This window comes from Candidatus Margulisiibacteriota bacterium (assembly GCA_018822365.1).
Taxonomy (GTDB): domain Bacteria; phylum Margulisbacteria; class WOR-1; order O2-12-FULL-45-9; family XYB2-FULL-48-7; genus XYB2-FULL-45-9.
Map to the genome: position 1 here is coordinate 1 of JAHJKL010000070.1, position 23,682 is coordinate 23,682.

Below are 23,682 nucleotides of genomic sequence, written 5' to 3' on the forward strand. Positions count from 1 at the left end.
CCACCGCCTGCGTAAAGGCAAAAGGATGAGAGGTGGAACAGATCCCGCAGATCCGCTCGACCAGAAATACCCCCTGGTCATAGGTTTTGTTCTCGAGCAGCTTCTCCACTCCCCGGTGGTTATAGCCGACCCGGACATCGGCATCAACCACCGTTTCGCCGTCAACATAGAATTTAAAAAACTCCGGTTCTTCCAGCAGCGGGTGGAACGGTCCGATCGGTATAATATTCTCTTTAGCCATCGGTGCTCCCCGGTAATTCGTTCTCTGATCCAAAGGTTTTTTTGCGGAGCGGATACTCTCCGGCCGGCCAGTCGTCCGGCAAGAGAAGCCTCTCCAGGCGGGGATGTCCGACAAAAAAAAGTCCGAACATCTCGTATATTTCCCGCTCGATCCAGTCGGCGGCGGGAACAAGATCGGTCAGCGATCCAATCTCCAGCCCGGGTTTCTCGACCAGGACACGGACCGAGACGACCAGGCCGTCATTATTCAGCGCCAAATGATAAAGCAGCTCAATTCCCGCTCGCTGGTCAACCGCGGTGATCGTCGACAATCTCCCGCCCAGCTCGGCGTACACAAAGCCGGCCAGATCGCGCAATTCTTCCTTGCCGATCCGCACATAGATCCTCCCGTTATGCCCCTCTGTTATTTCGGCCCGCTCAAAAGTGCTTTTAATTTTTTCGGAAATATTCATTTGTTTATCGCTTTAATGACCCCGGCAATGATCGCTTCGGGCTTGGGGGGGCAACCCGGAACATAAACATCGACCGGAATTATTTCGTCGACCGGCTTTACATAATTATAGCTGTCACGAAACATATCGCCGGAACAGGCGCAGACCCCGACCGCTACGACCAGCTTCGGCCTGGGGACCTGTTCGTAAACAAGCTTAAATCTTTCCAACGACTGGCGGTTAACGACGCCGGAGACCAGGAGCAGGTCTGCATGCCTGGGAGAGCCGACCAGCGTTATCCCCAATCGCTCGATATCATGCCTGGGGGTCAGCAGGTCAAGGATCTCAATATCGCAATTGTTGCAGGCCGATGCCCCAAGATGAAAGACCGAGACCGATTTTTTCCGGCTCCATTTAATAATGTTCATTTTTTATCGTCCGACGATTGCCAAGACCAGGCTTAACAAAGCTAGCATTGTCCAGGGCCCCCAAAAAAAACGGACCGCCTGGTCGATCCTCAAGCGCGGCGCGGTATCCTTGATCAGGACCATGGTCGTCAGGATAATAACATACTTGGCCGCCCCCGCCAAAACAACGTCAATTGAACCCATCTGAAACCCGCCCCAAAAAAGAGTGATCAGGAAAACCGGCAAGGCATAATAAAGCATCGTCCGGGAAAGGCGGAAAAGGGCCAGCGGCCCTCCGGAATACTCTAAAAGTGGACCGGCCATGATCTCCTGCTCCGCTTCGGCAATATCAAAAGGGACGTTGCCAAGTTTCGCCTGGCAAACAACTAGGATCACGACAAACGCCATAAATCCTGACAGTGAAACCCCCAACCAGCCGGTGGCTGCCTGGTAGCTGATAAGGTCACCCAACATAAAGGAGCGGACCTTGACCAGTAAAGCGAATATAGCGATCAGGAACGGAAGTTCATATGCCAGAACCAGTTTCATTTCCCGGCTGGCCCCCAGCGCAGAGAGCGGGTTCCGGGAAGCCGAACCGGCCAGGACCAGGGAGAGGGAAGGAATGGAAAGCAGGTAGACCACGACGATCAAGTCGCCGATAAAACCCTCGCTAATATCCAGATTAGAGACCCCTAAGATCGTTGAGCTGATTAAAACCGCTGAAAAAGAGAGGAGAGGAGCGAGCAGGAAAAGCCATTTGCCCCCTCCTTCCGGGACAAAGGTCTCTTTGCTGAATAGTTTGATGATGTCCGCCAGCGGTTGGTATAAGGGGGGGCCCTGGCGCCATTGCAAACGGGCGGTTATTTTCCGGTCATACCAGGCGGCCAACAAGCTTATAGTCAGAACAAATAACAACCCAGGAGCAACAAATATGTAGAATAGCCCGGTCATCTTCTTCTCCCTAAATTATTCGACAGGATCCTGGTCGACCCGAGGTTCTTTTTAACGTCTGAGATCTGCTCGTCGACTTCTTCATATGTAAGAGCGCCCGAAGTACAGCTGGCAACACAGCGCGGGATCTCGCCTTCTGTCAGCCGATCAAAACAGAGGTCGCATTTCGGAGCGATGTGCTTGAAGAGGTCCGGCTGGATCACGCCAAATGGGCAAGCCAATTGGCAGGAATGGCACCCGACGCACTTGACCTGACTGCGCAAGACCAAGCCATCTTCGCTTTTCTTCATCGCCTCGTTCGGGCAAGCGGCGGCGCAAGCCGGCTGATCACAATGCAAACAATGGAGCGGCACATTTGCTTCTCCAGACGGCCCGGCGTGACCGAGCAGAGAGTGCAAGTGATGACCGTACGCGCAAGCAGCCGCACAGCTGCGGCAGCCGCAACACAGATCCAGGTTCAAATAAATTCTTTTGCCCATGCTTTATCCTTTATTGTTCGCCCGGTACCAGAAAAAGTTTTTCGCCAGGTCGTTCCCCGCAAAATGAGTGATCTCTTCCGGCAAGATCTCTCCTGCCGGTCCGATCTTCCCAACCTCAGCGATAACTTTCTCCAGATCAAAAAGCTCCCTGTTCTGGCCAGGCTTAACTTCATTAACCCGGGAAACAAGCGCCTCAACCTCCAGATCGAACAATTCCCCCAACATAACGAGATTGCTCTTTCCGCCGGCCGGCTCAACTACCGCTCCGGCCTCAACCAGCCTGCTCCCTGAAAAAATATATCTGCCCTGGGTTTCCAGATGGCTGGCCAGTGGAAAAATCACTTCCTCCGCATTGTTTTTTTTAGCCGGGAAATAACGCGTCCTAACCACCAGTTTCGCCCCCCCAACCAATGGCTCCAGGTCAGAAAGGTCCTCCCCGAGCAGAAAGATCCCCTGGATCGCTCCCTGATCAAGCTTTTTCTTTAACTCATGATATGGCGCATGCCCCGGACAAAAAGCGTCGATAGCCGCATTAACGCCGATCGTGTCGCCGCCGCTGTAAAAAACAAGCCATTTTTTATTGGCCGCTAAACCGGCCAACACCCTGGCAAAATAAACAACCAGATCATTCCGCTTTTTATTTACCCCTGGAGAAACAATGACCGTCCCTGCCGTTGCGGCGGCAAGTTCTTCGGAGACCCTCTTTAATACATCAATAGGCACACCTATCTTTTCGATCAACGGCAATATTTCCGCCTCATCTTTGCGCTTTAGCAACCCGATAAGCGCGGCCAGCAAAATTGCTTCGCTCCCCGGTTTATTCTTCAGGTGCTCGGTCGCGAACCAGGCGGCGTGAGAACGGTTAGGATCAATAACTACGATCCTGGCCCCTTTTTTGCCGTACTTAACATTATTGATCCTTTTTGAAAGTACCGGCGAGCGGGTTAAAATGTCGCCAATGATCAATATATATTCGCTGGCTTCAACATCGGCCAATTCACCGGGCCGATCTTCTGAAACCTGCCAGGTCGAACCAAGATAAGCGTCTTGATCGGCAGGATCTCCTCCGGCGCAGATCTGTTTGGTCCCAAGTGACACCGCTAAGGCGGCCGCCCCGCTCGCCTCTTCCAGGCTGGCCAGGGGAGAAACGACGATCCCGATCGAACCGGGGTCGATCCCTTGAAGCTCCCGGCGCACCCTGGAAAAAGCCTCTCCCCAGGAAACCCCTATCCCGCCTATGCTGGGCTGGGTAAGCCGCCCCGGATGGTTAAGCAATTCATAGTTGTAATACCCGCGAGGACATAGCGCCCCTTTATTGACCTGGCATTCCCGGTCATAATCGATCGCCTCCGCTTCACGTCCGCTGACCCGATAGGCCAGCCCGCAACCCAGCGAACAAAATAAACAAACTGATCTTTTCACCATGGATCAGGTATCTCCTTGACCTGCTCCCAGGTAAAGACCGGGCCATCCTTGCAGCAAAGATGGCTGCCCAGGTTGCAGTGGAAACATTTGCCGATCCCACAGCTCATGTTCTTTTCCATCGACAGGTAAATATTTTTATCCCCGATCCCCAGGTCGAGGAGCTTTTTAGTGGCAAATTTCATCATGACCGGCGGCCCACAGACAATAGCGACCGCCAAGTCTGGTTTAACGTCGCCCGGCTGCATGATCCCGGTCACTACCCCCACCTTCCCCGTCCACGATTCGCTGCCGCGGTCAACGGTTAACACCAGGCTGGTCTTTTCTCTTTTACCCCAGTCGGCCATTTCTTTTTTAAACGGGAGATCGTCTGGAGAGCGCGCTCCCAGGCGAAGCTCGATCTTGTTCAATTGGTCTAGCTCATGAAAAAGGGCAAGCAGCAGGGCCCGCAAAGGAGCGATCCCCACTCCCCCTCCAATAATATAAATATCCTTCCCATGAAAATCAGGCAATGGATAAGGGCGACCGAACGGCCCGCGCAGGCCGACCATTTCACCCGGCTTAAGCTCATGCATCGCGCCGGTCGCCTGGCCGGTCTTCATCACCGTGAATTCGATCGTTTCACTGTTTTTAGGATCGGAAGATGGAGTAAAGGGACACTCTCCCACTCCCGGCACGGTAACCTGCATAAACTGACCGGATAAAAACGGGAGACCTTTTTCCGGCTCCAGGACAAAGGTCTTGATCTGCGGCGTTTCCACGATCACTTTTTTGATCTCCGCTTTTATCGGCTGATAAGGATTGCTCATTTGTTAGGCCCACCTCTCTTTGTCAGCTCCTGATCAAGGGCGCAGAAGACCTGGCGCATATCGATGTTCCCGGCGCACCCATCGATACATCGGCCGCACCCGACACAGGTATAACGGGCTAAACGATCAAAAGAATAGTCAAATTTACAGTGATAGCGGTTTTGCAGCCGCTGGGCAAGCCTGGGCCGGGAGTTCCCCCCTCCCGCCACCTTGGCATAGCCCGCTTTCAAACAGGCATCCCAGAGTTTATGGCGTTTTCCCCCCAGGCCAACCGCCTCATCAACCAATAAAAAACAGGAACAGGTCGGACAGATAAAATTACAAGAACTGCATTCAACGCAATCCTTGGTCAGCTCGCGCCAAACCCCGCTCTCCAGATTTCCCTTATGAAGCTCATGGAGCTCGTGATCAAAAGAAAATTGCCGGTTCGCCTGTTTTAGTTTTTCTTTAACTTTTTCGCGGGTCTCGCTTTTGATCGCTTCCGCCTGCGGCAGGACCCTGGCAAAAATATTCCGCTGGTCGTCAACGATCCTTTTCCCCCTGTCACTCCCTACCTCCACGACATATCCGTTAGGAACAACCGCTAGGCTTAGGTCAAAACACCTCGTTGGGAAAGGGGTCCCGCCAACCAAAGGGCAAAAACAGCTGTTGCCGCAATCGGTGCAGTCGGCTCCGATTAAAATCGTTTTTTCGCGGTTGACCTGGTAAAAGGGGTCCTGAAACTCTCCTTCGCCGAAAACGCGGTCCAAGACGCTCACGCCCTCCAGGTCGCAGGCGCGCAAACCAAGCAAAACAAGCGGACCGGCCGAAATATGGGCTTCCCCCGAAAAATAACGGGCCACCAACTCGGTCGTTTTAAAAAAGTACCCTTTGCCTGGTTCAACCGTTCGATATCCTGAGAGGTCTATTTTGTCTATATTGCTGCCGTCAACATCAAACCAATATTTGCGGCCATATTCCCTGGCCGGAGCAACAACGTGAGCTTTTTCCATCAGCTGTCTGATCAATTTTTCAAAGTCTTTATTGTTAACAAAATACTCACTCATGTCGGTATTTCCGATTCTAACAAATAAGCCCCCCGTGTCAAGGTAAAGAAAATGTTATAATCTTCCCTTTCTATGCCAATTAACTTATTGATCTTACTGCTAGGCCTGACTTTTTGGACGGTGCTCACGCCTCCCCACATGTCCAACACCGAAGCGGTCTTTCAGGCCCGGCCGGTCATCAGCGCGACCATCGGCGAGAAAACATATGAACTGGAGATCGCGGACGACCTGGCCAAACGGGGTCGCGGTCTCTCATGGCGTAAATCACTGGCCAAAAACCGGGGAATGCTCTTCCTTTTTGAAAAACCGGACCAATATGTTTTTGTTATGGACGGCATGCTTTTTCCCCTGGATTTTATCTGGCTAAAACAAGGGGTTGTTGTTGCCCTTAAAGAAGATGTCCAGCCGTCCAAACCGGACCATTCCTCGACCAATATCGTTACCAATACACATTTTGATCAGACGATCGAACTCAACGCCGGAGAAATAAAAACAACCCATATAAAGATCGGCGATCGTGTTTCTTATTTTTGACTATTGTCGTGAATAATGATATAAATTAGCCATGAACAAGCCCAAATACTCGATCTCCAAACAGAATGAATTTGTGATCGGGAACTACAATCAGGCCCCGACTTTTTCCAGTTTTTTTCCCGGAATAGCGGGTATTTTTGGCTGTCCAATGTGGGTTTTTTACGCCAATCGGGGGCAGTGTATCGCCTCTGCCGGCGTCCAGGACAAGAACGGGGCGATCATTGAGTTCCACGCCGCTAACAAAGCCTACCGAAATGCCCATCTGCAGGGGTTCAGGACTTTCCTGAAGGTCGACGGCCAATTCTACGAACCATTTGCCGAAACCTCCCCCTGCCAGAACGAGCTCCGGATCAATCCTTACGATATCAAGCTTATCGAAGAAAACCCCGATCTTAAGATCAGGGTCGAAGTTCATTTTTTCAATATTCCCGATGAGCATTTCCCGGCCCTGGCCCGGACGGTCAAGATCGTTAATCTGGGTAAAAAAGCCCGCCAGGTAGAAGTTGTCGACGGCCTGCCGATCATCATCCCCTTTGGCTTTGAAGATTTCCTCCTCAAGAAAATGAGCCAAACGATCGAGGCCTGGTGCATTGTTGAAAATCTTGATCAGGGGGTCCCCTTCTACAAGCTAAAGGTCCTGCCGGCCGACAACGCCGAAACCAAACTGCTTAAAAAAGGGAACTTCTACCTCCCTTTCTGCCAGGATGGCCAGCCGGTCGCGACCATCGTCGACCCAACGGTCGTCTTTGGCGAAAACAGCAGCCTGGAGAGGCCGGACAATTTTTTGGGTAAAAGTTTTAAAGTACCCGGAAAGCAAATGACCGATGGATTTACTCCGGCCGCCTTTGCCCACAAGAAATTCACCCTGACCGGTGATTTTGAGCTCTCCTCGATCATTGGCCAGATCGACAGCCTCGACCTGCTAAATAACGACAAACCCCGACTGATGAGCCGAAGCTACCTGGAGGCAAAAGCTGCCGCCAACCAGAACCTGATCAATGGGATCGGCGATTCAATGGACATCCGGAGCGCCAGCCGGAGCTTTGATCTTTATTCCCGCTACACCTTTCTGGACAACGTCATGCGGGGAGGGCTCCCGCTCATGATCGGCGGCAAACCGATCTATCTCTACTATCGCAAGCATGGCGACATGGAACGCGATTACAACGACTTCAAACTTATGCCAACCTATTTTTCCCAGGGGAACGGCAACTACCGCGACATTAATCAAAATCGGAGGAACGACCTGTTTTTTAACCCGGAGATCAAAGAGAGCAACATTGTCCGCTTCTTTAACCTGATCCAGCTTGACGGCTTCAACCCGCTGGTCGTGCTGGGGAGCAAATATTTCATCGAGTCGTACCACACCGCGGAAACGCTGGCCAAGAAACACCTGCGGGAACCGGAAAAGCAGGCGATCGAAAAGATCGCCCGGCCGTTCATTCTGGGCGAGCTGCTCAAAGAATTTGAGCTCGAAGGGGTCCAATACCAGACCACACGCGAGGCCTTTGCCTCCGACCTGCTGCAGAGCAGCGAGGTCGAGGAAGGGGCGGTCCATGGCGAAGGGTTCTGGATCGACCATCCCTTTTACAACACCGATTTACTGGAAAGTTTTGAGGCGGTCTATCCCGACCGGATCACCGACGTTCTCTTTAACCAAAAAAACCTGACCTTTTTCGACAATGATCATGTCGTCGTCCCGCGCCAGGAAAAATACAAGCTCTGTGACGGCAAGGTCCGCCAGTATGAAAGCGTAAAACTTGATCCCGAAAAAGCGGCCCTGATCAACCACCGGGCTGTCAACAAAAACGCCGTCCGGGTCGACCACGGCAAAGGGAAGATCTACCATACCACCCTGGCGGCCAAGCTCCTCTGCCTGATCGCCAATAAAGCGGCCACCTTTGATGCCGCCGGGATCGGCCTGGAGATGGAGGCCGACAAGCCCGACTGGTATGATGCTCTTAACGGACTGCCGGGGCTTTTAGGCTCCTCCTTGTCCGAAACCCTGGAGCTAAAAAGAGTAGCCGCCTACCTGCTCTTGCGCCTGGAAAACGGGAAGGAGCTCGTCTTGCCGGCCGAAGTCAAAGAATTTATCGACCACCTGCTCCCCATCCTGGCCGAAACAGACAGCCACAAATATTGGGAGACAACCTACCAGCTGAAAGAAAAGTACCGCCAGAAAATCAAACTTGGGATCGCTGGGAGCGAAAGCGCCATTGGACCACAGGAAACGGAGCGGCTGCTCGGGCTGGTTATTGCCCGCTGCGACCAGGCAGTGGAAAAGGTCTTGTCCAAATACGGCAATTACTACACCTATTTCGTCAACGAGGTCAGCTCGTACGAAGAGCTAGGCCAGGAGATCAGGGTCAAAGGGTTTTGCCAGAGCCCCCTGCCTCTCTTCCTGGAGGGGTTTGTCCACGCGCTCAAGGTCGAACGGGACGCGAGCATTTACCAGCGGGTCAAAGAGAGCCCGCTCTTTGACAAAAAACTGAAGATGTACAAGGTCAATGCCCCGCTGACCGAAATGCCGGTCGAGATCGGCCGGACCCGGATCTTTGCCCCAGGCTGGCTGGAGAACGAATCGGTCTTTGTTCACATGGAATACAAATATTTGTTGGAATTATTAAAGGCCGGATTATACAAGGAGTTCTTTACCGACTTCAAAAACGTGCTGGTCCCTTTTATGGACCCCAGGGTTTACAAGCGGAGCATCCTGGAGAATTCTTCGTTCATCGTCAGCTCCGCCCACCCCAACGCCAAAAATCACGGACGGGGTTTCATTGCCCGGCTCTCGGGCGGGGCAGCCGAATTCATCGACATGTGGCTGACCATGACTACCGGGAAAAGGCTCTTCTTCCTCGATCAGACGGGAAAGCTCTGTTTCCAGCTCAAGCCGGTCCTCCCCGCCTGGCTTTTTAAACAGGGGGAATTAAGCTTCAGGCTTTTTGGCAAGATCGAGGTCGTTTACCTCAACTCCAAAAGAAAAGATTCCTTTGACAAGCTCCCTCTCTCCTATAAATTATTTTTTGACGACAAAGAAATCGAGATCGCCCACCCCATTATCCAAGAACCTTACGCGTCAATGATCAGGGAGCGGAAGGTCAAAAAGATCGTGGCGCGCCTCTCTTAGTTTTGCTACAATGTGTGAACTATGTACCCTTTTGGCGTAACTTTTTACCCCGACCAGTGGCCGCTCGGCACCTGGGAGGAGACCTTTAAAAAGATCAAAGAGAGCGGTTTAAATACTATTCGTTTTGGTGAGATGGCCTGGGACTGGGTCGAGCCGGAACCGGGGAAGTACCGCTTCTACGACCTTGACCGGGCGCTCGACCTTTGCGAAAAGATCGGCCTGCAAGTTCTGCTGGGCCTCCCTACCTCCCAGGTCCCAAGCTGGTTTTATCGAAAATACCCGAACAGCCGGCCGGTCGCCCAGGACGGGACCCTCTATCCGGAATACGGTCCCCGACCCAATATCTGCAAAGACAATCCCCATTACCGGATGCACGCCGAAAAACTGGTCCGAACTATGGTCAAGCGCTACAGCAAGCATCTGGCGGTCGCTATGTGGCAGGTCGACAACGAACCGGTCTATCCACCCCTTGACCACACCACCTCCAACGACTTTTGCCACTGCGAACATTCCCGCCAGGCCTTTATTAAATGGGCCAGGGAAAAATACGGAACGATCAAAAAACTGAACGATGCCTGGGGGACCAGGTTCTGGACGACTACCTTCTTCTCTTTTAACGATATCCTGACCCCCAAAGCGGGGATCTGGGAAGCGGTTTCTCCGCATATTTTCCTCGACTGGTTCCGTTTCAAGACCGACAGCTTGAGCCAGTGGATCAACCACCTGGCCGACGTTGTCCGGGAATACGATAAATTCCACAAGGTTGGGACCAACGGCTTTGTCGGGATCTGCACCCGGGTTCCCGACCACAGCAAAATGGTCGGCAACCTCGACTGGTACGGGCTCGACATTTACCCCAAAGGGGGACGGATGGACCCGCAGGGGCTCGCCTTCCACTATGACCTGTGGCGGAGTTTTGTGAGGGGGACCAAAGCAGAATTCCACATCACCGAACTCCAGGGGGGACAGAATGTCCGCTGGGGCGCCCCGGAATATGTCGAGGGGCCGGAGATCCGCGGCTGGACGACCGCCGCGCTCGAGCATGGAGCCGAAGCGATCCTCTACCACGCCTGGCGGCCGCCGCTGTTTGGCGCCGAGACCGGCGGGTTTGGCATTTGCAATGTTGACGGATCATCCAGCAAGCGGCTGGAAGTAATCAAGAAGCTTGCCGGAGACATTCGCTCCGGCAAACTTAAAAAAGCCAATTGCAAAGCTAAGCTCGCGATCGCTTATTTGCGAAGCAGTGAGATCCAGTCGTATCAGGAGCAAGGCCCGCCGCGCGGCATTGCCGGACAATGGGAAGCGGTCAGGGGCGATATCGGGATAATGTATTCGATCCTGTCGCTGGGAGGAGCTTATTCGGTCCTTTTCCAAAAAAGCGAACCGGCCGATTTTATTTTTGAGCGCGAACTTGATAGCGGCGACCTTCCTTATAAAGTTATTTTAATGCCAAACCCCTACCTGCTTTCTCAAAAGCAATACGATAATCTGAAAAAATGGATCAGCGCCGGCGGCAAGCTGATCACCGAAGCCCGCTTTGGCCTGAAAAATGAAATGGGGCATCTGCTTGAACACCCCTTTCTGGAAGACCTGATCGGTGAAAAGTACGAATTCACCGCCCCCACTCCAACCGGCTTTATTGACGGACTGCAAGGTCGCCCGCGCAAAGAACAAGTTTTCACCAAGAAGATCGGCAAGGGAAAAGCGGTTTACGCCAACTTCAGTCTCTTTTTGCAGATCAAGAACGGCAATAAAAAGTTGGCCAACCTGGTCAACAAAGAGCTGGCCTAAATTTTTTTCCTCTTTTCTCCTCGCTAGTTTTATGCTAAAATAACTGATAATCCCCACAAATAGTAGAAAGGAAAAGCATCATGTCTAAGTACGGTCATTTCGACAAAAAGAATAAAGAGTTTGTGATCACCCGCCCCGACACCCCGCTCCCCTGGATCAATTATTTAGGAGCCGACGAATATTGCGCCCTGATGTCAAACACTGCGGGAGGCTACAGTTTTCATAAAGACCCGAAAGAGCGGCGGCTGACCCGCTACCGCTACAATAACGTCCCAATGGACCGCGGTGGTCGTTATATTTACATTCGCGACAACAAAACCGAAAAGTTTTTCTCCCCCTCCTGGCAGCCGACCATGAAACTCGACAAATACGAATGCCGCCACGGGATCGGCTACACTGTCATTAACTCTGAGTACGCCGGGGTCAAGACCAAGACAACCTATTTTGTCCCGCTTGGTGAAAACCTGGAGATCTGGATGCTCGAGATCAGCTCCAATAAAGATCGCGATCTCTCGGTCTTCCCGTTTGTTGAGTTCTGTCTCTGGGATGCCTTAAACGACATGACCGACTATCAATACAACCTGAATATCGGCCAGACCGAATACAAAGACGGGATCATCTATCACCTCTCCCGCCACCGGGTCAATCCTGATCTCGTCGGTTTCCTCGCCTGCGCCAACGCTCTGCCAAAAGGTTTTGACACCCAGCGCCGCGACTTTATGGGAACTTACGGCGATTTCTCCGCCCCGCGCGGGGTCGTCGAGGGAAAGATGAAAAACTCGATCGCCTGCGGCTGGTCGCCGGTCGGCGCGCTTAAGATCCCGGTCAAGCTGAAAAAAGGGGAAACAAAAACCCTGATCTTTGTCCTCGGCTTTGAAGACAATCTCGAAGGTCCGGCAAAGAAAGTGAAACAGTTCAGCAAGAAAGAAGTCATTGAAAAAGAGCTCAAGAAGCTGGCCGAATACTGGGAAGGGAACCTCAATAAGTTTGCCGTCGAAACCCCTGATGAAGAACTGAACCTGATGGCCAACGTCTGGAACCAGTACCAGTGCCGGACCACCTTTAATTGGTCCCGCTCCGCTTCTTATTATGAATCAGGGATCGGCCGCGGCATGGGGTTCCGCGACTCCAACCAGGACACCCTCGGTTTCGTTCACATGATCCCGGGTAAAGTTAAAGAACGGATCAAAGACCTGGCCGCCACCCAGCTAAAAGATGGGAGCGCCTACCACCAATATTCACCGCTCTACAAGAAGGCCAATCCTTCCGACCACAAATACGGCGACGACCACCTCTGGCTGATCTTTTCAACCGCCGGTTATGTTAAAGAGAGCGGCGATCTTAACTTCCTCAAAGAAGAAGTGACCTTCGCGGGCGAAGATTCCGGGACAATGTACGAACATCTCGCCCGGGCGATAGGCTTCTCGACCTCCAACATCGGCGAGCACGGGATACCGCGGATCCTTTTTGCCGACTGGAACGACTGCCTCAACCTGGACCAGGGAAAAGGAAAAGCGGAATCGGTCATGGTGGCACAGATGCTGGTTGGGGCCGCGTATGAAATGGCCAAGCTAGCCGAACTCCTCGGTAAAAAAGAAGACGTCAAAAAATACACGACTATTGCCGATGAGATGAAAGCGGTGATCAACGAAAGGTGCTGGGATGGCCAATGGTACACCCGCGCTTATACCGATGAGCTGGAACCTGTTGGCTCCAAGAGCTGCAAGGAAGGGAAGATCTATCTGGAAAGCCAGGCCTGGGCGGTCCTCTCGGGCACTGCCGATGAAGAACGGGCCAAGCAGTGCATGGATTCAGTAAAGAAAAACCTCTCGACCGAACACGGGATCATGGTCATGACCCCGCCTTACTCCAAGTTTTACTGGCAGCTTGGTTCGATCGGCGTTTATCCGCCGGGACTCAAGGAGAACGGCGCGATCTTCTGCCACCCTAACCCGTGGGCAATGATCGCCGAGTGCCTGATCGGCCGCGGCGACCAGGCTTACGCTTATTACCGGGCGATCCTCCCTTCGGCCCGCCTCAAGATCGCCGACCTGCACAAGACCGAACCGTACGTCTACTGCCAGATGATCGCCGGCCGCGACCACAAGGATTTTGGCGAAGGGAAAAACTCCTGGCTGACCGGCTCCGCCTGCTGGAACTTTGTCGCCATGTCGCAATATATCATCGGGGTCCGCGCTGACTATAAAGGGTTGATGATCGACCCGTGCATTCCCAAGGCTTGGAAAAGCTTTACCGCCCACCGGGAATTCCGCGGAGCGATTTACAATATCTCAGTTAAAAATCCTAACGGGGTCAGCAAAGGGATCAAACAAATCTCGATAGACGGCAAAGAATTAAAATCCAATGTTTTGCCGGTCGGCAAAGCGGGACAAGAATATAACATTGAAGTTGTAATGGGGTAGCGACTGCCCGACAATTTAAACAGGAAATCGATTTCCTATTTTATGGCAACTACCTTCGTCTTGGCGATCGTTCGACCGTCAACCACGACCCTGACAAAGTAGACCCCGTTGTCTACGGCTTCGCCAAAGACAGATCTGCCGTCCCAGACGACCCGGCTATAGCCGTCACTGCCGCGATTGGCGCTGGTATCCGAGATCAGCCTGATCAAACTCCCCGACAGATCAAAAATATAGGCTTTTACCGGGGCATCGGTCGCATATTTATAGGCAATGGTCACCGGCTGGCTTTCCGGAATAAATGGGTTGGGGTAAACCAGGGTCTCTCCTTCGCCGCTCGGGATTATCGCGACTGCTCCTCCCGCTTGGGGAAAAAGCGGCGTATAGACCATTGACGCCAATCCGACGCTTCCTCCGTAGCTGCCGCTGCAGATCAATCCGGCGATGCTTTCCCCCGCTACTCCATAATTAATAAAATTTGTTCCGGTAGAAGTGGCCGGACCCATGGTTAACGCCTCCGGGCTGGTGCTATAAGCAAACCCGGGGGATAAAAACAAAACCAGGCACACAATGACCAGGAGTAATCTCATATTTAAATCCTATAGTTTTTCACCCGGGGTGTCAAGAAATGCTATAATTACCAAGCAAGAGGTGGTTTTATGAAAACGATTAATTGCGCGGTTACGTTGCTATTGTTTTTTTGCTTGGCCGTTCCCGCGCTGGCCGTGCCGCAATATTTAAATTATCAGGGGGTCTTGCGTGACGACCAGGGACGCCTGGTTGCCGGGACCAAGTCGCTGACCTTTAAGCTCTATGATGTTTCAACATCCGGGACCTCTCTCTGGGAAATGACCTCCCCCGAAGTCGCGGTCAATAACGGCCTCTATAATGTTCAGCTTGGCCCACTTGGTTACGCCGAGCTTGCCTCCGGCCGCCGCTGGCTCGAAATTGCCATTGGGACAGAAACTCTTTCTCCCCGGCTCGAGATCCTCTCCGTCGCCTACGCGGTAACGGCGGGCCAGGCCGAATCGGCGACCACTCTTGGGGGATACTCTCCAGCCATAACCGGGAGCGGGAGCTTTATTCCGGTCACAACTAGCGGAAAACTTGATGCGTCAGTCATTCCAACTTCCAGCGGCGGAAATGCCGATACGGTCGACAGCTTTCACGCCAACTCAACCGCTACCGCCGGGCAGATCTTGCCCCTTGACAGCAATAAACAGCTCAAAGGGATGTCGGTTTCAGCGGAGGCTAGCGGGAACAATTACGCTTTGTTTGTTAATGGAGGGAAATTTGGGGTTAAAACCGGATCGAACATGAGCGTGGGGACCGGAACGATTACAACAGCTAGCGGGGTCTCCTTTGTCGATGTTACCAACACAAGTATTACACCAAATAGTTTAGTGTTTCTAACAGTTGGATCTGCTGGCGCAAACAGTCATGGGGGAATAAAAGTTACAACCATTACTAATGGAGTAAAGTTTAGAGTTGCTACAATGGACAGTAGCCCTGCAACCGTTGATATCCCTTTTAATTATCTAGTTATTAATTAATAGGAACAAGTATTAATCGAGAAGTCTAGCAATTGAGGTGTGTCAACTACATTTGGCGATGTAAAAACAAATCTAACGTTTGCACATTGTTTATCAAATCCGTTATCAGTTTGAATTAAATCTCCATTTAATGGCAACCAGGCGGACCAATTTGATCCGCAGTCTCCATTTTGAGTTTCAACATAAATATTTGTCCCATTTTGGCTCAAAATATTCATAACAACATTGGCTCCGTTTCCAAGATTATTTGGCAATGGAACGTTAATTGCTACTAGATATGAACCATATGTCTGCCCATTTAATATTAATGCGCCAGCAACTGAAAAAGGGTCTAAACTCCCAGATGGATCAACAGTCCCTATGATCCAGTTGTCTGTCTCAGAATAATTCTGTGGCGCGCAAACCGGCCCATCGGCTACGTCCGCTTCTGCCTCAACAACATCCTGAATCACATCTTCGGTAATGTCCGGAATTATATCCTGCGCGATATCCTCAATAACATCGGGGATAATATCCGGTTTAATATCTTCCGCAACATCCTGGACCACATCTTCGGTAATGTCCGGGATAACATCAAGTAACGTGTCCAGAGGGGAATCTTGTTCCACGTCAGGTAATACATCCGGCAAGACATCAGGGGTGTCGTTGTCCACATCAATAATAGTATCCAGCGCGACATCGGCTAAAGCGTCGGCCTCTTTCCCCCCGTCTAAGACATCTTCAACCGTATCGGTTAAAACATCTTTACCGTCAACGTCGGTCAATGAGGCATCGGTTAATGTTTGCTCTTTTCCCGGCGCGAGCATCTCCGCGGCAAAAGAACAACCGATTGCCAGATGAGCGGCGGTTGCCATCGCCGCTAAGCCTGACAATTGGCCAAGCTTGGCGGCCCGTATATTTGGGGTTGCTTTTGGCATCGATGTTTGTGGACGAATCCTGGAAACCATTACCGACAATCTACTGATCATTTTTCCCTCCAATATTCACCATTGACAGCGAAAAGTTGGTCTGGCCAAATTGCAATAAGTGGTTCCGCCTGATCTGCCTTAGCTCGTCAACAAAGACCCGGGCCGAAGGATGGCGGTTCTCAGCTTTTTTTTGAAATGCCTTGGTAAAAAAATCCGACAGCGGTTCGCCCAGAAAGGCAAAATCAGGAAGCGGGATGTTCTCGTCCATTACCCGCCGGCCGTAGGCCGAGGCATCATCGGTCGGCTTGATCGGATAAGGGGCTCGTCCCGTGATCAGCTCAAAAACAATGACCGCCAGGGCGTAATAATCGGCCCGCCAATCTGCCTCTTCCCCCCGCCAGACTTCCGGCGACATATAAAGAGGGGTACCAAATACTCCTTGTTTATAAGCTTGAGTAAGCTTGAGCGATTTTTTCCCCAGATCACGCCTAACATATTTGGCCAAACCCCAGTCACCGATCTTGAAGCGATCGCGATCTTCCCCTTCGGTCCGGTAGACAAAAATGTTGTCAGGTTTAAGGTCGCGGTGGACTATCCCCTCCCTATGGACCGACAGCAAAGTCTCGCCGATCGAGATCGCCAGGTCCAGAACATAATCAACCGGGAAATGGTTGACCCCTTCCTGCTGTTGTTTTTTTTCAACAATGTTTTCCAACGTTCCTGAAGGCATAAATTCCATGGTAATGTATGGGATCGAACCATTAAAACTATGCAGTGGCCTGCCAGTGAGGGCGGTAAAGGTCTTCGGGCTAAGCCGACCCAGGTCATAAAGATGGACCACCCCTTCGATCACCAGTCTCGCCTGGTTTCTCGCTTCCGCGCTTTCAAACCGGGCGATCGTCGCCGGGTCATTGAGCGACCCTTCAAGCGGTATTTTTAACACGACATCCAGGTCAAGGCGCCGGTCATAGGCTAATATTGTTGACGCCATCCCTCCCTGGCCTAACGGTCTTTTGACCTCATAACGCTCCATAAATGACTGGTGAAGGTGGTCTTCTTTCATCGCCTGGAGAGCTGTCATTTCACCTTTTTGCAATTCCAGCTCTGCCGCATTGCCGGCTAACGTCAGTCGATCAGAAACCAAGACCTTATGCGCGCCATAACCCAACACCGCGCTCGCCAATGCCGCGACCAGGTGCGACCACGGCTTATAGAGCGGGTCGTTAAAAGAAGCTCTGACGCTCCCGTAGGCCCCGCCAACCGCACAAGCCGCGATCAATGCCCCCCTGGCTACATTGGAAGCAACTCGATGCCGGTTGGCCAACCCATCAACTCGAGCCAGCTGTTTAGTGATCGAACTGACCATTAAAAAGCCCCCCGATATGTATCAATAGAAGACGCATTAATAGGAAGAAGTATTGGCTGGAGGCTTCCATAGCCAAACATAACTAACGCAGAAATTGGGGTAATTGAACCGGCTTCATCCTTGATTCGAGACCCGCCAATTTCTGATTGGAGGTAGATCTGCCCAAATTTTATCCGACCTTGCAGGCCGGCATTGATCTGCTGATGGTTCTCCCTGCTAATTAGCCTGAAACTTGGCCCTGCCGCCAAATCGCCGCCAACAAAGGCAGCAGCCCGTGCCTGGCTTCCTCTTTGACTGTCATAATCAAAGCGGGCCGCGGCGTCAAGTTGTTCGCTAAGCCAGGCCAGTCCGGCATAACCTCCCGCCCCAAATCCGCCAAGCTGACGGTCGCTTCCGGCTAATCCCCCGGCAAAGATATTGATCTGCTCACTAAGATGAAGCGAAAGTCCTGCATCCCCAAATACCACTGTTTGCGGCTCTCCCCCGCTTTGCCCGATAAAAAACGAGTCGCCAAAATTAAGAGCGACCGTTTTTAAGAGCGGCAGGGTTGCCCGTCCATTTTGTCCAAAGCCAACCATGCTGGGAAGGAGTCGTCTTGAATTTTCGTCAAGCGTGGTAGCGCGAAATCTCTCTCCGCTAACCTGCAAATGAGCGGTTAACCCGGCCGATCTTAATTGCGCGGTCCCGCGCAAAGAATCTTCACCCGACCGGGATTCAGTAAAGCCTGGAGCAAGGACCAGTCCGCCGCGATAATCAAGTTGCGTTCGCCAGGCATCGCTTCGAATAAATTGCCAGGAACCTCCGCCTATAGCAGCCAGCCCGCCAGCCTCACTAGTTACGTATCCTCCGCCAAAAACTAAACGATAATTTGTTCCAACTGAACCAGGTTTTGGCAAAGGAGCGGATCTGGTTGGTGCGGGCCTTACCTCGCTCCTTGTTTCAGCGACCGAAATTGCGCCGCAGATCGAGGTTATTTTTGAGTTTATCCCATCAATCGAGATCGTTTCCCGGTTCAATCTGTTGTTAACCGGTAAACGGCTATTAAGTTGCACCAATAGGTCGCGAAGTGATGGAAGATACGCCAACGCCAATCCTCTTAAGCGGGTATTATCCCGGGAAAGAGCAAATTCCAGGTTTTGGGTCGCTTGTGATAGCTGCCCGCGCAGCGCCTGGTATCTCTGTTTGGCTTCCTGGATCTTATTGATGGCTACGTTTAAATTGCTAACATCTTCTTTTAAAACGTCCATCTTGTTTCGCCTGGAAATTTCGGCGATCATGTCATTTAATACTTTAAGCCTCTTTTCAAATGGATCGGTTTCCGTTGTTGATCTGGCCAGATCAATAAATATCCGGCTGGTTTCGTCGGTAAATACCAGCCCGCCGATCCCGTTGTTCAACTCCCCAACCACCTGTGCCATTGATTGAACCGCTCTCATCTCAACCAACACATTTAGTGTATCGGTGTTTTCTTTCGCTTTGGCCGGATCGATCGCCCGTCCTCTTTCAACCGTACAAATCGCGTTTATATCCATCTTTTTCTCCTCAATTGTCCTGGCACTTGCCGCCAACCACGATCTGGCCCAATGGACACCTGATCTCCTTTGGCGGCGTCTTGCTTCCATTTGTTGAAGGTGTTGACTTGACCGGCGGTGGAATGATCGATGGCGGGGAACTGGCCAACGGGGGAATAAAGCTTGCTATAGCCGGGGGAACCAGGCTCGCGCTCGGCGGAGCAGTCACAGTCGGGACCACTGTTGGGTTAATTTCTACAGGCGGACACACGGGAAGGTTTGGGGCATCAACTACAATGATCCCGGTCATTTCCTGAATACCATTCGCCCAGGCTCCACCCAGCCTTGACTCATTCTTTTTCAGATCAAGGACGGTTTTTATCCCCACCGATTCCAGGGCGGTCTTCATCGCTGGGGCTTGATCATCGTTTGGATGTCCGCAGTAATTTCGGATCAAGTAGTAGCTAACATGATCAAGCGAAGAAGTTTGATCAAGCGGGATAGTCACCCTCTCTTTTTTTGGCGCACCGCAGGCAACCGCCGCAGTTAAAGCCAAGGCAGGCATAATATTTCGAAAAGTTCGTGTTATCCTCATACACCACAATTTCGTTACAATTTAGGGAGAATTTCACTTAAACAAAAAAATAACCGCGGTGATGGCCGCGGTTATTAGTCAAGGTCAGCCTAATTAAAGCTTATTTCGTGCCGTATTTGGTTAGATAAACCGCTCCCAAGCCACATAGTGTGGCAAAGAATTTTACAAAAAACCCAACTATTGGGACCAGTCCGACCAGGAAAAGAATGGTGACCCCGGTCAGGGTTTCAACCATCATTGGTTTATTGTAGATTTTAAACGCGTTTAATGTTTTCTTCCCTAATAGATGGGCTATCCCAAAGTAACCAAAGAAAGCGGCCAAGCCGACCAGCAAGACCCAAAGAGGAATGATCATGATCCCGATCAGACTTATCATTAATATAAATATAACCGGCAAAAAGAGAAGGAAAACAAGGGTCCCGATCAGGAAAGAGCGCAAAAGGTTGGTCTCGACCATGCCGGAAACCTTGCCAAGCGGTTCGATAAACAGAACAACCATGATCATTGCCAAGACAATAAAACCAATAAAGGTCAGCAGCTTAAAGAAGAACAGCCCCTTAGCCATCCCGCCGTTGGTAAAGAAGACCATCGCCTGACCAAGCCCCGGAGCGGCCACTTCAACCACGCTCCCTTTAACGACTGCCCCAGGCTCCTTGATCAGCATCCCACCAACAGCAACCGCGTCTCCCTCAACTTTGGCGCTTTCCTTTAATAAAACATTTCCTCCAACAGAGACGGCCGATCCGGTGACCTTGCCAAAAACGGTGACATTGCCGCCAATCGAAACCGCGTCCTGGACCTCTGCCCCGATCGGCACAACTACTCCATCGCCAACCTTAACCAAAGATGAATCAGCGCTTACAAGTTCTTTAATAACAGCAAAAGCAGAAGTAGAAATTAGAATAACAACCAGCAGAGCCAAAATCCTCGTTTTCATCAAACACCCTCCTTGGGCAAATTGGGATTTTCCGAGTAAATTATAGGCTCGGTACCATAAAAAGTCAACCTCGCCTGGTTTTGCGTCTGCAGAGAGAATATTTAATAATCCTCTCTCTTAGCCACGACCAGCGGAGCCAGGTTTTAAGTTCCCTGGCGCTCATCGTAATTTCTCTAACTTGATTGACCGGCAACTGATAAACCACTTTATACATATATTTTCCCTTCCTACTACTTATGACTTTTTCTATCGAGCGCCCGATACTGGGTCGCTTCCGCCACATGTTCGGCTAAGATCTCTGTTTCCCCTTGCAGATCGGCGATCGTTCTGGAAACTTTTAACACCCGATCATAAGAACGGGCGCTTAAACCAAGATGCACAACCGCCGCTTTTAACAGGTTTTCCGCTTCCTTCCCCAGTCGGCAATATTCCCGGAGCTGTTTTGAAGTCATTCGGGAATTGCAAAAAGTCTTGCTCCCGCTAAAACGCTCTTTTTGCTTTTTCCGGGCGGCCACAACCCTCTCTCTAATATTTATCGAAGGTTCGCCATCCGGCTGAGCGGTTAATTCTTCGCGGTTCAATCTGGGGATCTCAACCTGCAGGTCGATCCGGTCCAGAAGAGGACCAGACAATTTAGCCCAGTAATTCTGAGCTTTTAACGGGGAACAGACACATGGCCTGACCGGGTCAAGATAGTTGCCGCAGGGACAGGGATTCATCGCCGCTACCAGCATAAATTCGGCCGGATAGGTCAGTGTGGCTTGCGCCCGCGAGATGGTTACTTTCCCATCTTCCAGCGGTTGGCGCAAAACTTCTAAAACCCGCCGGTCAAACTCCGGAAACTCGTCAAGAAAAAGAACCCCCAAATGCGAAAGAGAGACCTCTCCCGGCTTTGGAATGCGGCCCCCTCCAATTATCCCAACATCGGAAGTAGTATGATGCGGCGAGCGAAAGGGGCGCCGCTTCACTAGCGGCGTTTTACTGTCGAGCAGGCCGGCAACCGAATAGAGGGTCGCGACTTCCAGCGCTTCTTCAATAGAAAGGGGAGGAAGTATCCCGGGGAGCCTCCGGGCTAGCATCGTTTTGCCAGAGCCGGGAGAACCGACCAGCAAAATGTTGTGTCCACCGGCCGCCGCTACCTCAAGGGCTCTTTTGCCATGCCCCTGCCCTTTGATATCGTTAAAGTCGAGCTCGCTTTCGATCGCTCCTTCCAACAGTTTCGCACTATCAATTATATGCGGAGAAAGGATGCTTTCTCCGTTAATATGTTCGATCGCCTGGCGCAGAGTTCCAACCCCAATTACCTCCAGCCCTTCCACTAGCGCCGCTTCTTCCGCGTTCTCCATTGAGACCAGGATCTTCTTCCGTCCCTCTTTTCTCGCCGCCAGACAGACCGGCAGAATGCCGTTGATCCGACGGACCGTGCCGTCGAGCGAGAGCTCTCCCAGGACAACTTCGTGCAACTCCCCTTTGACCGTCCCGGCCTGAGCCAGCATCCCGAGCGCGATCGGCAAATCGTACATTGGCCCTTCTTTCCTGATATCGGCCGGGGCGAGATTGATCGTAAAATATCCCGGCGGAAATTCGTAGCCGCAGTTCAAGATCGCCGAACGGACCCGATCGCGGGACTCACGGACCGAGGCGTCCGGCAAGCCAACAATGGTTTGGCCTGGAAGCCCTTTCTGCGAATTTATCTCTACTTCTACAAAGATCGCCTCAAGCCCATTAACCGCCGCAGAAACAACTTTGGTCAACATCCGGTCACCTCAAACGCATTTTCATATTGCTCAATGACCGGCTCTTCCCCAGTACGGCGAATTATCGTCAAAACGTCAAAACGACAGTTGGTCTCTTTGATCTTATTAATATAGAGGTAATAGCGGGCGGTTCGAATGAGGTTCTCTTTTTTATTTTTGCTGATCGCCGCCGCCGGGTGGCGCAAGTTTTTGTAGGAATAATTTTTTACTTCGACAAATACCAGCAGGGAATCGCGGCGGACTACAATATCAATCTCTCCCTGGTGGGAACGGAAGTTTTTCGCCAGGATTTCATACCCCTGGTTCATATAATATTCTTCTGCTATCGACTCTCCATTCACCCCAAGTAAATAACTAGCCATTGTCATGCGGCCTAACCAGCAATTTTATTGCCAAAAAAATCCCCCCATCTTCTATGGCTGATCTAGATGATGAGGGGATGCGGTTAATTTACTGCATCGTAAAGATGCTGGCCCATGGAGAATCGGATGACATTGCGAGCCGGGATGGTCAGTTTTTTCCCGGTTTGCGGATTTCGTCCGGGGCGAGCTTTGCGGCGAAGCTTCTTCCAAGTTCCGAAACCGACGAGGCGAACATTCTGCCCTTTCTTCAGCGACCCTTCGATCGCGGTAAAAGTAGTATCAAGGATGTTCATTATCTTGGCTTTCGGCATTTTTGTTTGTTTGGAAACAAAAGCACAGAGATCTTGTTTATTCATTCACTTCACCTCCTCTCTTCGTTGATTGACACGGATTATATCAACGTCCTCGTTTGTATGTCAAGCAGAACATAGGGTTTTGGCAACCGGGCTGAATGATCGTCTGTGGATCGGGCAAGGGCCCCATTGTTTGAGGAGCAGAAGATGCTCCCTGGTCCCGTACCCTTTGTGGGCAAAAAAGTTGTACTCCGGGTATTTCTCGTGATATTTTCCCATCAAGCGGTCGCGGGTCACCTTGGCAAGGATCGAGGCGGCGGCGATCGACGGGCTCTTGGCATCCCCGCCATTTATCCCCCGGGCCGGAACATTGCTTTTAATTCGGTATCGTTCCCCATCGATCAACAAATAATCCGGCCTGACCGCAAGCTTCCGCACCGCTCTCTCCATTGCCAGGAAGTTCGCCCTGCCAATATTGATCCGGTCGATCTCCAGGTGGCTAATGGTCGAGATCCCGACACTGATCGCACATTTGCTGATCTCCTTAAAAAGCTTTTCCCTCTGGCGTGCGGTCAATTGTTTTGAATCGTTAAGTCCGGGGAGAAAATATTTATTTGGCAGGATAACCGCGGCCGCGACCAGCGGCCCTGCCAGCGGGCCTCGTCCCGCTTCGTCAACTCCCGCAATTAGTTTAAAGCCTTGGCGGGCAAGACGGTTTTCGTAAACTGCGGAAAGCATTG

The 23,682-nt window shown here is 51.6% G+C and carries 24 protein-coding genes; 5 read left to right on the plus strand and 19 right to left on the minus strand.

The features are described from left to right. From KKF06_06415 to KKF06_06450, 8 genes are all read right to left on the minus strand, one after another. The coding region (locus KKF06_06415) for a nickel-dependent hydrogenase large subunit (protein ID MBU1617384.1) at positions 1–241 on the minus strand (241 nt) is incomplete at its 3' end. Further along, positions 234–692: an NADH-quinone oxidoreductase subunit C gene (locus KKF06_06420; GenBank protein ID MBU1617385.1), complete on the minus strand. Its 459-nt coding sequence runs from the start codon at positions 690–692 to the stop codon at positions 234–236. The genes KKF06_06415 and KKF06_06420, both read right to left, overlap by 8 nt. Then, positions 689–1,099: an NADH-quinone oxidoreductase subunit NuoB gene (gene nuoB, locus KKF06_06425; protein ID MBU1617386.1), complete on the minus strand. Its 411-nt coding sequence runs from the start codon at positions 1,097–1,099 to the stop codon at positions 689–691. The genes KKF06_06420 and nuoB overlap by 4 nt, the downstream gene beginning before the upstream one ends. Before the next feature lie 3 nt (positions 1,100–1,102). Then, positions 1,103–2,029, minus strand: a complete 927-nt coding sequence (locus tag KKF06_06430) for an NADH-quinone oxidoreductase subunit H (GenBank protein ID MBU1617387.1) — start codon at positions 2,027–2,029, stop codon at positions 1,103–1,105. Continuing rightward, on the minus strand, positions 2,026–2,508 hold the full coding sequence (locus tag KKF06_06435; GenBank protein ID MBU1617388.1) for a 4Fe-4S binding protein: 483 nt from the start codon (positions 2,506–2,508) through the stop codon (positions 2,026–2,028). Before KKF06_06435 ends, KKF06_06430 begins: the two co-directional genes overlap by 4 nt. A 3-nt stretch (positions 2,509–2,511) precedes the next feature. Then, positions 2,512–3,933 (minus strand): molybdopterin-dependent oxidoreductase, encoded by a 1,422-nt coding sequence (locus tag KKF06_06440; protein MBU1617389.1) that lies wholly within the window; start codon positions 3,931–3,933, stop codon positions 2,512–2,514. After that, the gene (locus KKF06_06445; protein ID MBU1617390.1) at positions 3,927–4,739 is read right to left on the minus strand and encodes an FAD/NAD(P)-binding protein; all 813 of its coding nucleotides are present in this window, start codon (positions 4,737–4,739) and stop codon (positions 3,927–3,929) included. Before KKF06_06445 ends, KKF06_06440 begins: the two co-directional genes overlap by 7 nt. After that, positions 4,736–5,785 (minus strand): 4Fe-4S dicluster domain-containing protein, encoded by a 1,050-nt coding sequence (locus KKF06_06450; GenBank protein MBU1617391.1) that lies wholly within the window; start codon positions 5,783–5,785, stop codon positions 4,736–4,738. The genes KKF06_06445 and KKF06_06450 overlap by 4 nt, the downstream gene beginning before the upstream one ends. Positions 5,786–5,857: 72 nt before the next feature. On the opposite strand from KKF06_06450, the gene KKF06_06455 reads away from it, so the two are divergent. The 4 genes from KKF06_06455 (at position 5,858) to KKF06_06470 (ending at position 13,663) form a co-directional block, all read left to right on the plus strand. After that, positions 5,858–6,319 (plus strand): DUF192 domain-containing protein, encoded by a 462-nt coding sequence (locus tag KKF06_06455; protein MBU1617392.1) that lies wholly within the window; start codon positions 5,858–5,860, stop codon positions 6,317–6,319. Between the two features lie 31 nt (positions 6,320–6,350). Next, entirely contained in the window at positions 6,351–9,449 is a 3,099-nt protein-coding gene (locus tag KKF06_06460) for a hypothetical protein (GenBank protein MBU1617393.1), read from the plus strand. 21 nt (positions 9,450–9,470) lie between these two features. Continuing rightward, positions 9,471–11,240, plus strand: coding sequence for a beta-galactosidase (locus KKF06_06465; GenBank protein MBU1617394.1), 1,770 nt, complete (start codon positions 9,471–9,473; stop codon positions 11,238–11,240). Between the two features lie 80 nt (positions 11,241–11,320). Beyond that, positions 11,321–13,663 (plus strand): glycosyl transferase, encoded by a 2,343-nt coding sequence (locus KKF06_06470; GenBank protein ID MBU1617395.1) that lies wholly within the window; start codon positions 11,321–11,323, stop codon positions 13,661–13,663. 35 nt (positions 13,664–13,698) lie between these two features. Here KKF06_06470 and KKF06_06475 read toward each other — a convergent pair whose 3' ends face one another. Next, a complete protein-coding gene (locus KKF06_06475) occupies positions 13,699–14,250 on the minus strand; it encodes a T9SS type A sorting domain-containing protein (GenBank protein MBU1617396.1) in 552 nt (183 codons plus the stop codon). Positions 14,251–14,319: 69 nt separating this feature from the next. On the opposite strand from KKF06_06475, the gene KKF06_06480 reads away from it, so the two are divergent. Next, on the plus strand, positions 14,320–15,213 hold the full coding sequence (locus tag KKF06_06480) for a hypothetical protein (protein MBU1617397.1): 894 nt from the start codon (positions 14,320–14,322) through the stop codon (positions 15,211–15,213). Here the strand turns inward: KKF06_06480 and KKF06_06485 are convergent. The 10 genes from KKF06_06485 to KKF06_06530 all read right to left on the minus strand — a co-directional run bounded on the left by KKF06_06485 (position 15,210) and on the right by KKF06_06530 (position 23,680). After that, positions 15,210–16,181 carry a hypothetical protein gene (locus KKF06_06485; protein MBU1617398.1) on the minus strand — a complete coding sequence of 324 codons (972 nt, stop codon included), beginning with the start codon at positions 16,179–16,181 and terminating at the stop codon, positions 15,210–15,212. The genes KKF06_06480 and KKF06_06485 overlap by 4 nt on opposite strands. Further along, complete coding sequence (locus KKF06_06490; protein ID MBU1617399.1) at positions 16,171–17,487, minus strand: serine/threonine protein kinase; 1,317 nt, start codon at positions 17,485–17,487, stop codon at positions 16,171–16,173. The genes KKF06_06485 and KKF06_06490 overlap by 11 nt, the downstream gene beginning before the upstream one ends. Continuing rightward, on the minus strand, positions 17,487–19,019 hold the full coding sequence (locus KKF06_06495) for a hypothetical protein (protein MBU1617400.1): 1,533 nt from the start codon (positions 19,017–19,019) through the stop codon (positions 17,487–17,489). Before KKF06_06495 ends, KKF06_06490 begins: the two co-directional genes overlap by 1 nt. Before the next feature lie 10 nt (positions 19,020–19,029). Next, positions 19,030–19,563, minus strand: a complete 534-nt coding sequence (locus KKF06_06500; protein MBU1617401.1) for a hypothetical protein — start codon at positions 19,561–19,563, stop codon at positions 19,030–19,032. A 130-nt stretch (positions 19,564–19,693) separates the two neighbouring features. Continuing rightward, positions 19,694–20,530 (minus strand): hypothetical protein, encoded by an 837-nt coding sequence (locus KKF06_06505; GenBank protein MBU1617402.1) that lies wholly within the window; start codon positions 20,528–20,530, stop codon positions 19,694–19,696. Positions 20,531–20,594: 64 nt separating this feature from the next. After that, positions 20,595–20,744 carry a hypothetical protein gene (locus KKF06_06510; protein MBU1617403.1) on the minus strand — a complete coding sequence of 50 codons (150 nt, stop codon included), beginning with the start codon at positions 20,742–20,744 and terminating at the stop codon, positions 20,595–20,597. Between the two features lie 16 nt (positions 20,745–20,760). Continuing rightward, positions 20,761–22,287, minus strand: a complete 1,527-nt coding sequence (locus tag KKF06_06515) for a YifB family Mg chelatase-like AAA ATPase (GenBank protein MBU1617404.1) — start codon at positions 22,285–22,287, stop codon at positions 20,761–20,763. Further along, positions 22,281–22,649, minus strand: coding sequence for a YraN family protein (locus KKF06_06520; protein MBU1617405.1), 369 nt, complete (start codon positions 22,647–22,649; stop codon positions 22,281–22,283). Before KKF06_06520 ends, KKF06_06515 begins: the two co-directional genes overlap by 7 nt. An 83-nt stretch (positions 22,650–22,732) precedes the next feature. Next, positions 22,733–23,005, minus strand: a complete 273-nt coding sequence (locus tag KKF06_06525; GenBank protein ID MBU1617406.1) for an HU family DNA-binding protein — start codon at positions 23,003–23,005, stop codon at positions 22,733–22,735. A gap of 60 nt (positions 23,006–23,065) precedes the next feature. Further along, positions 23,066–23,680, minus strand: a complete 615-nt coding sequence (locus KKF06_06530) for a ribonuclease HII (protein MBU1617407.1) — start codon at positions 23,678–23,680, stop codon at positions 23,066–23,068. Between the last annotated feature and the right edge of the window lie 2 nt (positions 23,681–23,682).